The sequence below is a fragment of the Psychrobacter sp. AOP7-B1-25 genome (assembly GCF_052376195.1).
Classification (GTDB): Bacteria; Pseudomonadota; Gammaproteobacteria; order Pseudomonadales; family Moraxellaceae; genus Psychrobacter.
Window position 1 is genome coordinate 1 of the sequence record NZ_JBQSVK010000012.1, and the last position, 14149, is coordinate 14149.

Annotated in this window: 12 protein-coding genes; 2 read left to right on the forward strand and 10 right to left on the reverse strand. The window is 42.5% G+C overall.

The window, feature by feature from the left end:
- Nucleotides 1-202: 202 nt before the first annotated feature.
- The 5 genes from fusA to ACT3QR_RS10005 form a co-directional block, all read right to left on the reverse strand.
- The gene (fusA, locus tag ACT3QR_RS09985) at nucleotides 203-2329 is read right to left on the reverse strand and encodes an elongation factor G (RefSeq protein ID WP_444521201.1); all 2127 of its coding nucleotides are present in this window, start codon (nucleotides 2327-2329) and stop codon (nucleotides 203-205) included.
- A gap of 168 nt (nucleotides 2330-2497) precedes the next feature.
- Nucleotides 2498-2638, reverse strand: coding sequence for a hypothetical protein (locus ACT3QR_RS09990; RefSeq protein ID WP_444521202.1), 141 nt, complete (start codon nucleotides 2636-2638; stop codon nucleotides 2498-2500).
- 35 nt (nucleotides 2639-2673) lie between these two features.
- On the reverse strand, nucleotides 2674-3147 hold the full coding sequence (gene rpsG / locus ACT3QR_RS09995; RefSeq protein WP_443521032.1) for a 30S ribosomal protein S7: 474 nt from the start codon (nucleotides 3145-3147) through the stop codon (nucleotides 2674-2676).
- Between the two features lie 218 nt (nucleotides 3148-3365).
- A complete protein-coding gene (gene rpsL / locus ACT3QR_RS10000) occupies nucleotides 3366-3740 on the reverse strand; it encodes a 30S ribosomal protein S12 (protein WP_011281154.1) in 375 nt (124 codons plus the stop codon).
- A 407-nt stretch (nucleotides 3741-4147) separates the two neighbouring features.
- On the reverse strand, nucleotides 4148-5254 hold the full coding sequence (locus ACT3QR_RS10005) for an EcsC family protein (RefSeq protein WP_444521203.1): 1107 nt from the start codon (nucleotides 5252-5254) through the stop codon (nucleotides 4148-4150).
- Between the two features lie 460 nt (nucleotides 5255-5714).
- On the opposite strand from ACT3QR_RS10005, the gene ACT3QR_RS10010 reads away from it, so the two are divergent.
- Together ACT3QR_RS10010 and ACT3QR_RS10015 are read left to right on the forward strand one after the other, a co-directional pair.
- Nucleotides 5715-6950 (forward strand): beta-ketoacyl-ACP synthase II, encoded by a 1236-nt coding sequence (locus ACT3QR_RS10010; protein WP_444521204.1) that lies wholly within the window; start codon nucleotides 5715-5717, stop codon nucleotides 6948-6950.
- A gap of 3 nt (nucleotides 6951-6953) precedes the next feature.
- Nucleotides 6954-8696 (forward strand): anthranilate synthase component I family protein, encoded by a 1743-nt coding sequence (locus ACT3QR_RS10015; RefSeq protein ID WP_444521205.1) that lies wholly within the window; start codon nucleotides 6954-6956, stop codon nucleotides 8694-8696.
- A gap of 156 nt (nucleotides 8697-8852) precedes the next feature.
- On the opposite strand, the gene hisC is transcribed toward ACT3QR_RS10015, so the two are convergent.
- From hisC to ACT3QR_RS10040, 5 genes are all read right to left on the reverse strand, one after another.
- Nucleotides 8853-9983 (reverse strand): histidinol-phosphate transaminase, encoded by a 1131-nt coding sequence (gene hisC, locus ACT3QR_RS10020; protein ID WP_444521206.1) that lies wholly within the window; start codon nucleotides 9981-9983, stop codon nucleotides 8853-8855.
- 74 nt (nucleotides 9984-10057) lie between these two features.
- Complete coding sequence (hisD, locus tag ACT3QR_RS10025; RefSeq protein WP_444521207.1) at nucleotides 10058-11353, reverse strand: histidinol dehydrogenase; 1296 nt, start codon at nucleotides 11351-11353, stop codon at nucleotides 10058-10060.
- 251 nt (nucleotides 11354-11604) lie between these two features.
- The gene (gene hisG, locus ACT3QR_RS10030) at nucleotides 11605-12297 is read right to left on the reverse strand and encodes an ATP phosphoribosyltransferase (protein ID WP_444521208.1); all 693 of its coding nucleotides are present in this window, start codon (nucleotides 12295-12297) and stop codon (nucleotides 11605-11607) included.
- Between the two features lie 94 nt (nucleotides 12298-12391).
- Entirely contained in the window at nucleotides 12392-13660 is a 1269-nt protein-coding gene (gene murA, locus ACT3QR_RS10035; protein ID WP_444521209.1) for a UDP-N-acetylglucosamine 1-carboxyvinyltransferase, read from the reverse strand.
- A gap of 78 nt (nucleotides 13661-13738) precedes the next feature.
- Nucleotides 13739-13984, reverse strand: a complete 246-nt coding sequence (locus ACT3QR_RS10040) for a BolA/IbaG family iron-sulfur metabolism protein (protein ID WP_192519908.1) — start codon at nucleotides 13982-13984, stop codon at nucleotides 13739-13741.
- Nucleotides 13985-14149 lie beyond the last annotated feature (165 nt).

Consider the following 14149-nt stretch of genomic DNA (forward strand, 5'->3'; position numbering starts at 1 on the left):
GGTTCAAGACTTAATTCATATTAATACGATAATTAAGACGATTTTGACCACATTAAGATAATTGTTAAAAGGTTACACATACTAATGTGCAGATATTATAAGAAAATCACGGCCAATAACAAGTCTTTTAACAAGTTATTGGCGTATTCTTTAGTGACAATACACAGACATACTCTATATTGTCACCTTCAGTAAGTTCTATTTACTCGTCATCATCTTTAGAGTTGAACTTAGAGATGATTTCAGCAGCAACTGATTTTGGAATTTCAGCGTACTTTTGGAATTCCATAGAGTAAGTTGCACGGCCTTGTGACATAGAGCGCATTTGCGTGGCATAACCAAACATTTCCGCTAATGGTACTTCAGCACGAATCTGTTTAGTACCGCCAGGTAGATCTTCCATACCCTGTACCAAACCACGACGACGGTTAAGATCGCCCATGATGTCGCCCATGTAGTCTTCAGGTGTTTCAACTTCTACTTTCATGACTGGCTCAAGCAATGCTGGGTCAGCTGCCATGAAGCCTTTTCTGAAGGCCATAGAACCTGCCATTTTGAACGACAATTCATCAGAATCGACGTCATGGTAAGAACCATCATACAAAGTTGCTTTTACGCCAACTACTGGGTAGCCTGCAAGTACGCCGTTTTTCATGCGTTCTTGGATACCTTTATCGACAGCACCGTGGAATTCTTTTGGTACCGTACCACCAACAACTTCTTCAGCGAATTCATACTCAGTCTCACCCGCTGGATCAAGTGGCTCAAGACGTAACCAAACGTGACCGAATTTACCACGACCACCAGTCTGACGTACGAATTTGCCTTCTTGTTCAACCGTGTTACGTATCGTCTCACGATAAGCAACCTGCGGCGCACCGATGTTTGCTTCAACGTTGAATTCACGCTTCATACGGTCAACAAGAATCTCTAGATGTAGCTCACCCATACCACTGATAATCGTCTGACCAGATTCTTCGTCAGTATGTACACGGAACGAAGGATCTTCTTTTGCCAAACGGCCAAGAGCGATTGACATTTTTTCTTGGTCAGCTTTAGTCTTTGGCTCAACTGCTAGACTGATAACCGGATCTGGGAATTCCATACGCTCAAGAGTGATTACGTTATCTTCATCACATAGCGTATCACCAGTAGTCACGTCTTTCATGCCCACTAATGCTGCGATATCACCAGTACGAATCTCTGGAAGCTCTTGCTGAGAGTCTGCCATCATCTGTACGATACGGCCAACACGCTCACGCTTCATCTTAACCGGGTTATAAACACTGCTACCCTGTTTCATTACACCAGAATAAACACGTACGAAGGTTAAGTTACCAACGAATTTGTCATTCATGATTTTGAATGCTAGCGCTGAGAAAGGTGCGTCATCTGATGCTTCGCGGCTGCCTTCGCTTTCGTCTTTGTCATCAAGAATACCTTTAATAGCAGGTACGTCGATTGGTGCAGGTAGATACTGAATAACAGCATCTAGCATTTTCTGAACGCCTTTGTTCTTGAATGCTGTACCACAAAGAAGTGGAATGATTTCATTATCAATCGTTAACTGGCGAATAGCAACATTGATTTGCTCTACTGACAACTCACCATTTTCTAGATACTCATTCATGAGTTCTTCATTGGCTTCAGCAGCGCTTTCTACAAGATGCTCACGGTACTCTGCTGCTTTTTCTTGTAGTTCAGTTGGGATATCACGCTCTTCGTAGTTCATACCTTGAGACGCTTCGTCCCAATAGATAGCTTTCATGCTTACTAGATCAACAACGCCTTCGAAGTCATCTTCTTTACCGATTGGAATAACCAATGGTACAGGGTTACCACCCAAACGATTTTTGATCTGATCGATAACACGATAGAAATCAGCACCAACACGGTCCATTTTGTTTACAAATGCAAGACGTGGTACTTTGTATTTGTTAGCCTGACGCCATACGGTCTCAGACTGTGGCTGAACGCCGCCTACTGCACAGTAAACCATGCACGCGCCATCAAGTACACGCATAGAACGTTCAACTTCGATCGTGAAGTCAACGTGACCTGGGGTATCGATGATGTTGATACGGTGTTCGTCAAACTGTTTAGCCATACCTGACCAAAAACAAGTTGTTGCCGCTGAGGTAATAGTAATACCACGCTCTTGTTCTTGCTCCATCCAGTCCATAGTGGCTGCGCCATCATGTACTTCGCCAATTTTGTGGCTAACACCGGTATAGAATAAAACACGCTCAGTAGTGGTCGTCTTACCAGCATCGATGTGCGCTGAGATACCAATATTGCGGTAGCGTTTTAGGGGAGTTTTACGAGCCATAGTGTTTTCCTAGGAAAAGTCGTGTATATAATAATGTATTGTGTCTCTACCTCATACTCTATGACAAAGCGTTCAGCTTCGTAATATTACTTACTGATTATTAAGCCTAATACGGACAAAAAAAGAGCAAATACTAAGAATAGTGCGGCATCAAATTTGGGATGTTCTCTAACAAGAAGCATGTTCTTTTAGAGAGGCATCTTGATAGATGTCCGCCATCTCAATCATTAATAAGTTAAACCTATATACGATTGAATAAATGATGGCGGCAATCAATAGAATAAACAACAATGCAAGATTAGATGGCATGAGCCTCTAATCTCAAGCTACTATTAAAAAGTAGCTTAGAAACGGTAATGAGAGAACGCTTTGTTAGCGTCTGCCATGCGGTGAACTTCGTCACGCTTTTTCATAGCAGCACCTTTGCCATCAGCAGCATCGTTCAATTCGCCAGCTAAACGCAAAGACATTGATTTTTCAGAACGCTTAGCAGCAGCTTCAGCTAACCAACGCATAGCCAATGCAGTACGACGGGAGGGGCGTACTTCCATTGGTACTTGATAGGTTGCACCGCCGACACGGCGAGCTTTTACTTCTACCATTGGGCGTACATTTTCTAGTACTTCTTCGAAGAAAGATACTGGATCTTCAACTTTACGCTTCTCACTTACTGTCTCAAGTGCACCGTAAACGATACGCTCAGCAGTAGATTTTTTACCATCACTCATTACATGGTTGATGAATTTTGCAACAGTTTGGCTACCAAACTTAGGATCCGGTAGGATCTCACGGGCAGCAACGACGCGACGTCTTGGCATAATAAATTTCCTTATCTTCAGGAGTGTCTAACATTCACAACATCGACTACTTATCATAAGAATATAGCAGTGAGTTATCAGTTAGCCTTACTGCATGGTGGTATGTTTTAGGAGCAAATCACAGATATATATTTATATAAGAGTGATATTACTACTGACACCAAACCCATGCACAGTTATTGGGTAGTGCAAAAAGCTTATTTAACAACGTCTAGTTATTAAACTTTAGGCTTCTTAGCACCGTACTTAGAGCGACCTTGCTTACGGTCTTTAACGCCTGCGCAATCCAATGCACCGCGAACAGTGTGATAACGTACACCTGGTAGATCTTTTACACGACCACCACGGATAAGAACAACACTGTGCTCTTGTAGGTTATGACCTTCGCCGCCGATGTAGCTTGATACTTCATAGCCTGAAGTCAAACGTACACGACATACTTTACGCATGGCTGAGTTAGGTTTTTTTGGCGTGGTAGTATATACACGAGTACATACACCGCGACGCTGTGGGCACGCTTCCAACGCAGGAACTTTTGACTTTTCCTTGATGGTTTTGCGACCTTTACGAATCAATTGGTTAGTTGTTGCCATAAGGCATCCTTCTCCCGTTTGGTATAAAACAAAAAAATGGGCCAACGCACCATCTATCTGACAATAACTGCAGATTTCTGGGCACCCATTTTTAGGACAGTGTATTATAAAGAGTTGTTGCTGCTATTTCAACCACTTATGAATGGTTTCGCTTTACAACATTTGATAGATATGCATTCAGGCTCTTATTGTATCACTTTATAGATTTTTCATCGAAAAATAGCATAATAAATAAAACAAAAAAGGCCAACTCAAGCATCATTAAGAAAAGATATTTGACATTTAAATGCCGCTTGATGACAAATAAGTGGTGGTGTTTATCCTAATTTTCAAGTCATACCGCTCAATCAAACTAAGATAGATACCGTTATGGTTGTAAATAGCCAAGCTAGTAAAAACTACTTTTATTACTTGGCTTTTTTGTCAGAGGTTTGTTTGTCTGAGTCTTTTTCACTGCCAGTTTCTTTTTTATCAGCTTCTTCTACCTTGCTGTTTTCTTCTTTGCTTTCTGTACCTTTTTCCTCATCGTCAGTATTGGCTTTTTTTACTTTAGCCTCACTACTGCTATCATCAGTAATAGCACGATTGGCTAGCTTTGCTTCTGGGGCAAAGGTCGCTTGAGCCACTCCGATTACTTCATCGATTAATTGGCTATTATAATGTACACCGATCGCTACAGCGGTAACAGGGATGAAACGACGAACCCATGACAGGTTGATCTGGTCTAAATCGATTCCTACTTGACTCGCGATACTGTCTATTTGTTCCGCATAATAATTTACGTTTTGATTTTTTAGCCCTAAGTTTTTAAGCTCGCTATGTAGGCCTCTACTCTGAGCATTATCAAGTAAGCCTTTACCAATACCTAGACCTGCCAATAATGCTTGTTTCTCTTGCATCTTGCTCAAATCGGCGTTTGATAGTAGCTCGTAGGCCATTTTGACGCCTTGTTTACCTGTCAGCGGTTTGTTGTATACAGCAGCAATCTGATAAACCGTACGTAATGAAACCAGCAATAGCCATAGTGTATCAGCAAGCAAACCCGGTAGACCTGCCAAACCTGTCAACCCGCCTATTGCCGCAAGCGCACGGTTTTGGTTAGCAATATCAGTAGCTAGTGCATAACGCTCTTCGTCATCTAAAGTAGCAATATTGGCAAAGCGGTGTTCATTAGGTAAGTCTAGTTGACTCCAATTGGCGGCAAGTTTGGCCACTTGTGCAAATGCCCCATCAACTGTCGATTGGAAAAAGCTATTCGGTACGACTTTTTTAGCATATTTACCGTAAGTAGCAAAGCGTGGGCCTAATAGTTGCTGCGTAGCCTTTAAGGTTTGCTCACGAAACAAGTCCTGCTGATAATCCTCATCACCTAAATCGATGGCTTTGTATTGGCGTGGTTTGCCTGTCTTCGCATTTACGTTGTCAATCATAGCTCCTACGCGTTCAAGATTGTTACGAGTAAAAGAGCCAATAGTGGTGATGCTTTTAGAGAGAGTGCTACGCTTTGCCATCATGATGTCCTTAATATGGTGAGTTAATTTTTAATATATTAGTATTATAATATGATAGTTAATTATTAATAACGAATTTACTATTTTAGCCAGTTATCGTAACTGGTGTCAGTGCGAACAATGTTATTAGAATCACAAATTTTGTATCTAAAGTATAATTCCGTCCATAGTCAGTAGCTAGGCTTACTTATCATTTTTTGAATTGGCACTACATGATGAGCGTTATTTGTCGTTATTTTGCACTTGTGCAAAGATTTCGAAAGCTTGATACGTTATCATGTGCCATAATTCACAGTACACTTGTACTTTATTTATAAATAGCCATTTACAGAACATAGGTTTCTCTACGATTTATACAATGGCGATAAAGCACAACGTCACTTAATATTGAATAATAGAGCCAATATCTAAAAACGATTATTGAAGGCAATTTTGAAATATTGTTACTCATAAGGAATAGAATATGCGTCGCGTAGTTATTACTGGAGCAGGGATTGTCTCTTGTATCGGACATGATTTAGACACTGTTACAACTGCCCTCAGAAAAGGTCAGTCTGGCATCACATTTAATGACTCTTACGCTGAGCACGAGTTTAAATCACACGTGAGCGGCAGTATCAACCAATCAGAACTTGATACTAGCGGTATTGATCGTAAGCTGAAACGGTTCTTTAGTGACGCCAGTCTCTATGCTTATGTCAGCGCGCTGAATGCGATTGAGCACTCAGGGCTATCGCTTGATACCATCAATAACAATCCACGCGTGGGTGTAGTGGCAAGTTCAGGCGGCGCATCAACAGAAAATATCGTTAATGCCATCGATGCGATGCGCGAAAAAGGTCTACGCGGTGTCGGTGCAATGGCGGTACCAAAGACAATGGGCAGTTCGGTATCAGCCGCTTTGGCAACTGGTCTAAAAATCCAAGGTGTCTCCTACTCGCTCACCTCTGCTTGCGCAACTTCAACACACTGTATCGGTCATGCTGCTGAGCTTATCCAATTGGGTAAAGCAGATGTAATACTGGCCGGTGGTAGTGAAGCTGAGCACTGGACACAGTCTTGTATGTTTGATGCCATGGGTGCAGTGAGTACTCAGTATAATGACACGCCCAAACTTGCTTCTAGAGCCTATGACAAAAACCGTGATGGTTTTGTGATCGCTGCTGGTGGTGCAATGGTTGTTGTAGAAAGTCTAGAGCATGCTCAGGCACGCGGTGCTAATATTTTGGCTGAAATCGTTGGCTATGGTGCCAGCTCTGACGGCGCAGAAATGGTTGCACCAAGTGGTGAAGGTGCTGTTCGCTGTATGCAACAAGCCTTAGCCGAAGCGGGACTAGAAAGTGTTGATTACATCAACAGCCATGGTACTAGTACACCGCTGGGCGACATCACTGAGCTTAAAGCGATTGCTAAAGTATTTGGTAACGATGTCAGTAAAGTACCCGCTATCAGCTCAACCAAATCGATGACAGGCCATAGCTTGGGCGCTGTTGGTGCACAAGAGCTGATTTATTGTCTACTAATGCTACAAGAAAGCTTCATCGCTCCAAGTATCAATGTTGATACCTTAGATCCTGCTGCTGAAGGTTTTGATATCGTCACTCAAAAGCGTGACGCAAATCTTGAAACCTTGATGAGTAATAGCTTTGGCTTTGGCGGTACTAATGCTACGCTAATTATCAAAAAGTTTGACGCTTAACCCATGCTTGTATCAAATCACAATACAACTGAGCAGACAGATTCTGCGCCATCGCCAGCTAGCAAATCTAGCTGGCGTTTTGGTGACTTGTCTGCTGCAGAGCTGATGCCGCAGTTACAGCGTCATTTGCTCGATAAAGATGCTAGTACAAACTGGCAATTTGTTTGGCTTAATAATGATGGTCGACCGGTGATTGGTTTACTTCCAAAAGTCAGTTGGTCTGTTTATCCCAATGATGAGCAAGCTTCTAGTGTTCTACCAAATACTTATAAAGTGATTAAAAGTTACCGTGGTACTGATGTGCGTCGCGTTACTGATGTAAATAACGCTAATAATAATTATGCTAGCACAACATCTTATAAGAGCTATCTAGAGTGGCAAGAAGAGTTGATTGCTTATAGCAATGCTCAAGAAGCTAATAACGACACATCCTATATCAATAAAGAAGAGAGTCTGAAACCCAGTTATTATCATGGGCTAATCGGTTTTATCGGTTATGATATTGCGGCCCATGAGCTAAGCCCTGCCGATAGGATTGAATTGGCCATGCAGCCGTGTGCTTCATTAGGACATTATGATATCTATCTAACACCCTCAGCACATGCTGATATAGGTTGGGAGTTAAAGACTCATTTGGCTGATGACACTTCTGAGAATATCGGTCATAAAACAAACGATAGTCTTATAACCACTCTTACCTGTTACTTAGACGAGCTTGATCAAAAGCTGTCTAATCAGTATCTCAATCGATCACAGTTTAAAGACTCATCAAATATTACACCCCTCGTTTTGAGTCCACAGTGGAGTAAGCTTGATTATCAACAAGCATTTAATCGCACACAAGACTATCTACAGCAAGGTGACTGCTATCAGATTAACTTGACACAGAAATGGTCGGGCAAACTACCGTATAAAAACGATGTGAGCCATCCAGCAGCGCTTATTGATTATTTGCCTGCACTATATCGCAATACAAAAGCGCCTTTTGCAGGATACATGAGCGTTGGTGGCAGTGATGGTGATTATATAAATGAAAGCAGCAGCTTTAATAAAGATAGCAGTCATTTTGAGTTGTTAAGCTGCTCACCTGAATTGTTTTTTACATTCACTAGAGAAAGTGGCTCTGACAAACACTATATTCGCACCAAGCCTATCAAGGGAACCATGCCACGAGGGTCTACTAACGATCTAGATGAGCGCTATAAACAGCAACTGGTCAATAGCGAAAAAGATCGTGCCGAAAATGTCATGATTGTAGATTTACTACGTAATGATTTAGGTAAATATGCCAAAATTGGTAGCGTTAAAGTCCCACAGTTATTTGCGATTGAGAGTTTTAGCAATGTGCATCATATGGTCAGCACTATCACTGCTGAACTAAAAACTGATACTCATCCGCTAGCTGTACTATTTGGTAGTCTGCCTGCTGGTTCTATTACTGGTACACCAAAAAAACGCGCTGTCGAGATCATCGCTGAATTGGAATCTACGCCACGCGGTGCCTATTGTGGCACTATGGGATATATGAATTTTGATGGTAGTGGTCAATGGAATGTACTCATTCGTACATTGCAAGCCAATGCTTCGTCGAATAATGCTGCTAATAAAGGAAAACACGTTAACCTATGGGCAGGTGGCGGTATTACGGTCGCGTCTGATTGTGATGCTGAATACCAAGAATGCTTAGATAAAGTAGGAAACCTATTGTCAGTGCTTGCTCAAACAGCGATGGCTAAAAGAAGCTAAGATAGAAAATTCAAATATATTGCGAATTGGAAGAAAAAATAAAGCCTGCCAACATAACGTTGACAGGCTTTATTCTTAAGACTTATCAATAGTATTTTACGTTATAAGTAAAAAGGCTCACCTATCAATATTCTATATTAGGTTATCAATCTAATATTATTCAGCAACGCTAGCCTCAGCTTGCAAGGCTTTTAGAGCATCAATCAAACGCTCATTTTGCTCTGCCGTACCGATGGTAATACGCAAGTATTCTGCAATACGCGGCTTATTGAAATGGCGAACGATAATACCTTGCTCACGTAACGCACTGGCAACAGTGCTAGCATCGCCATCTTTTGGACGGGCGAATACGAAGTTGGCATGTGACGGTAGAACGTTATAACCCAATGCAGTTAGCTCCGACGTTAGCGATGTACGTAAATCAATGACTTGCTGACGGGTTTGCTCAAAATACTCAGTATCTAACACACTTGCAGTCGCCCCAGCCTGAGCCAACTTATCCAATGGATAGCTGTTAAAGCTATTTTTCATACGTGTTAGTGCTTCAATCAATGATGCATTACCGAAGGCCATGCCAACACGCAATCCAGCAAGCGAACGCGACTTTGAAAAGGTTTGGGTCACGATAACGTTATCACACTCATTAATTAGGCTCACCGCTGAGACTGGAGCATCTACATCGCTTTCATCTATCTGAGCAAAATCGATGTACGCTTCATCAATCACAATGACCGCATTAGAATGCTCACTTGCAAGCTTACGGATATCAGCAAGTGACAGTAGTAAACCCGTTGGTGCATTAGGGTTGGCGATGATGATACCACTGCAAGGTTGACGATAAGCATCAGGGTCAATGCTAAAATCTTCCTCTAAAGGAATCTGTACAAGCTCTACACCAAACGTCTGTGCATATACAGGATAAAAACTATAACCAATATCAGGTGATAATAGCGGACGCTCTTTTAAAAAGAAGCTCGCAAATACTAAAGCCAAGACTTCATCTGAACCATTACCGACAAATACTTGATTGATATCAAGGTTGTATGACTGTGCCAATGCAGCACGTAAATCATTAGATTCAGGGGCAGGATACAAACGCAACTCATCAGCCTGCTGTTCTAAGACCTTGGCAATAGCCTCCCCCACTTTTGGCGAGGGTGGAAATGGGTTCTCATTGGTATTTAGTTTGCATAGATTGTCGTGTTGCGGCTGCTCACCTGGAATATAAGGTGATAAATTGCGCGCTTTAGACGACCACAGTCTGGTGTCTATCTTTGACTCACTCATAAATTATCCTACTATTAGCCAAAAAGACTATTAAAAATAAATATAAAAAGCAAAAGCTAAAAATTCAAAATCAATTATTGATAACGATAACGAGCTGAACGCGCATGGGCTTCTAGGTCCTCACGCTGCGCTAAAATATCTGCCGTCTCAGCCAAAGGTTTGCTGCCAGACTCACTGCAATAAATGATGGATGACTTCTTTTGAAAATCATAAACACCTAATGGAGAAGAAAAGCGCGCCGTACCTGATGTTGGCAGCACATGGTTCGGTCCTGCACAGTAATCTCCAATCGCTTCAGGCGTATGACGACCCATAAAAATAGCGCCCGCATGACGAACATCATCTAGCAGTGCGTCAGGGTTATCAACGGACAATTCTAAATGCTCAGGTGCGATACGATTGATGAGCGCCATACCTTCGCTACGATTTTTTACCAATATCAGTGCGCCGCGGTTCTGAAGTGAATCACGTGCGATATCTGATTTTGGTAGTTCGGCCAATGCTTTTTCTATTTCAAGCGCTACTTCATTAAGCTGTTCTTCGCTAGTTGTCACAAAGATAGCTTGCGCGATACGGTCATGCTCTGCTTGTGATAGCAAATCCATCGCTAGCCAATCGGCTCGATCTTGTGCTTCGCCTTCTGCATATACCAATACTTCTGAAGGACCAGCAATCATATCGATACCAACCTGACCAAATACCGCACGCTTAGCTGCTGCGACATATTTATTACCTGGTCCTGTGATTTTGTCTACGGCTGGGATCGTTTCAGTGCCATAGGCCAAGGCTGCTACAGCCTGAGCACCACCAATGGTAAAGACACGATCAACTTGAGACAGATAGGCCGCTGCCAATACTAGCGGGTTAAGCACACCTTTAGGCGCTGGTACCACCATGATGACTTCAGTAACGCCAGCGACTTTAGCAGGAATGGCATTCATCAATACTGAAGAAGGATATGAAGCCAAACCGCCTGGTACATAAATCCCGACACGATCAAGTGGTGTGACTTTTTGACCCAAACGGTTGCCTAGCTCATCTTCATACTGCCATGTTTCTTGTACTTGGCGCTTATGGAATGTCTGTACCCGCGTCGCTGCTGTGGTTAACGCTTTCTTTACTTTTTCGTCAAGGTTGGTAAACGCTTCTGCAAGCGAGTCTTTAGACAGCTCCAACTCTTGCATCGACGTTGCTGGATGCTGGTCAAACTGCTGAGTCAATGCCAATACGACGCCATCACCATCAGCACGTACTTGCGCGATGATATCATCGACGGTATGTAATAATTCAGCATCATTAACGGTTTCAAAAGCAAGTAATTGTGTCAATTGACTATCAAAATCGGTATCTTGGGTACTTAACTGGCGCATGACCTAATCCTATATTTGAGCGTAAAGTAGTGCTAAAAATTAACGGTTCAAAACTAAGCAAAGTAAGTTTGTCTTTCAAAAATATTGCAGCTTAGTCGACGTCTTCTTGTCTAAATTTTACGGTGATTTTATATTTTCGCAAGCTAAGACAACAAAACCAGTTTAGCACGCTACGTCACTCATAGCCTGCTGAACTGGTTTAAAAATTTGTATAACCATGCTTTATATTACCAATGACTTGCACCGGATAATTAGCCATTAGCGATACTACTTTTAAAGCTATCTAAAATTGGTTCTAGTAATGCAAATTTGCGCTTATAGCTCACTTGATTGACGATCAAACGAGATGAAACATCACAAATATGATCGCGTGCTTCAAGTCCATTGGCTCGCAATGTATTACCTGTATCGACCACATCGACAATCAAATCACCCAAACCAACCAATGGCGCAAGCTCCATTGAACCGTAAAGTTTGATAACGTCGACTTGCTGACCTTGGCTCGCAAAATAAGCTCGAGCGACATTGACATATTTGGTCGCGATACGCAGACGTCGATTCGGTAGCGGCGCATCTTTCACACCAGCAGTCATTAGTTTGCACTGGGCAATCTGCAAATCGAGCAATTCATAGACATGATTGGCACCATGCTCAAGCAGCACATCCTTACCCGCCACCCCAAAATCAGCCGCACCATGTTCGACATAGGTCGGCACGTCGCTGGCACGCAAAATCAATACACGCACATTTGGATTTGAGGTTGGAAAAATAAGTTTACGTGATGCTTCAGGATCTTCTAAAAGATCAACGCCAGCCGCACGTAGCAGTGGCATGGTTTCTTCTAGAATGCGGCCTTTTGATAAGGCTAAAGTTAGACCTGAAAACTCATCGTTTACTTCGTTTAATAAACCACTGGTTGGTAAAGGTTTGCTTGTCTCAGTCATAATGACATCGTGTCCATGTGCAGTCCCCTATTAACAGGAGAGTTTTTAATTTATAACGTAATATGCATAAACGCTAATACTAAATCAATCAATACTAAGCGTTGGTATTAATACGCTCTATGTTCACGCCTAGGCTACGCAGCTTGTCTTCAACATGCTCGTAACCACGATCGATGTGGTAAATACGGTCGATTAAGCTCTCGCCTTCAGCAGTCGCAGCCGCCATCACCAATGACATAGACGCACGTAAGTCAGTCGCCATGACTGGTGCTGCAGTAAAGTTTTCAACACCTTTGACTACGGCAGTGTGACCATCAACCTGAATAGAAGCACCTAAACGATTGAGCTCAGGGACATGCATGTAGCGATTTTCAAAGATGTTCTCAATAAACGTACTAGTACCATCGGCAAGACAACTAATTGCCATCAACTGTGCTTGCATATCGGTCGGAAAGCCTGGATGCGGTTGAGTACGAATATCAACCGCCTTGGGGCGGCCTTTCATTTGCGCGCGAATCCAATCATCACCTGTCGTAATAACCGCACCCATATCTTCGAACTTCTCTAATACTGGCGTCAGCAATAGAGCAGATGTTTTTTTGGTCAATACGTCACCACGTGTCATCAAGGCACCAGCGAGGTATGAGCCTGTTTCGATACGATCAGGGACGACTGAGTACTCACAGCCGTGTAAACGCTCTACCCCTTCGATGGTCATCGTTGATGTACCAATACCGCTAATTTTGGCACCCATCGCAACCAGCATGTTTGCTAGATCAACCACTTCAGGCTCTAACGCACAGTTGCCCAAAACAGTTGTGCCTTTTGCCAATGCTGCGGCCATAATAACGTTTTCAGTACCGCCGACGGTAATCATATCAAACGAGAAGTTACAGCCTAGTAGCTTGCCACCTTTCGGTGCTTGGGCTTTTACATAACCATTCTCTACACTGATTTCGGCGCCCATCGCTTCAAACGCTTTTAGATGCTGATCAACAGGGCGTGAACCAATGGCACAACCACCTGGCAATGACACTTCGGCTTCGCCAAAACGTGCAAGTAGCGGCCCTAGTACTAAGATTGAAGCACGCATGGTTTTGACCAAGTCATACGGCGCATAAAAATTATCGATGGTTTTAGTATCACAGGTAACCGTGTCACCCTGTTTTTCGATATTGATACCCATGCCAGCGATCAACTTAATCAACGTTCGCACGTCTTGTAGTGACGGCACGTTATGCAGTGTCATTGGAGTCTCAGCTAATATCATAGCTGCAAGTAACGGCAAAGCAGCGTTTTTGGCGCCAGAGATAGTGACTTCCCCTGCGATACGACTACTACCGGTGATTAAGAACTGATCCATAAAAGTGACAACCTAGCTGTGAGTGTAGAAAATAGAGAAAATTAAAAAGATATTTTTAAAGGGAAAAGACGTAAATCTCTAACCTTTTTGCTGAGTTTCCCATTCAGCAGGTGTCAATGCTTGGATGTTGAGCGCATGAATATCACCACTGGCAATTTTATCGTTTACTAACGCGTAAATCGCTTGTTGACGTTGGACGGCACGTTTGCCCTCAAAACTGGCATCAACCACACGTACATCGAACTTATTGCCTTGATTGGCTGCTTGAATAAAAGCGTCTGGGAAGTGAGTCTGTAAAAATGCAATCAAATCGTCAGCGTTCATGCTCATAAAATATCCTGTCTTATATAAATAGGTTTTATTTGAATGGCAACATTATAACAAGAGTTTGAACATCTTACAGCACTGTCTGTGTATAAGCGCACATGACATATACATATCATCAATTTTACATAAACTGGATACAATATCAGGTGCTTTTAGCCTGCT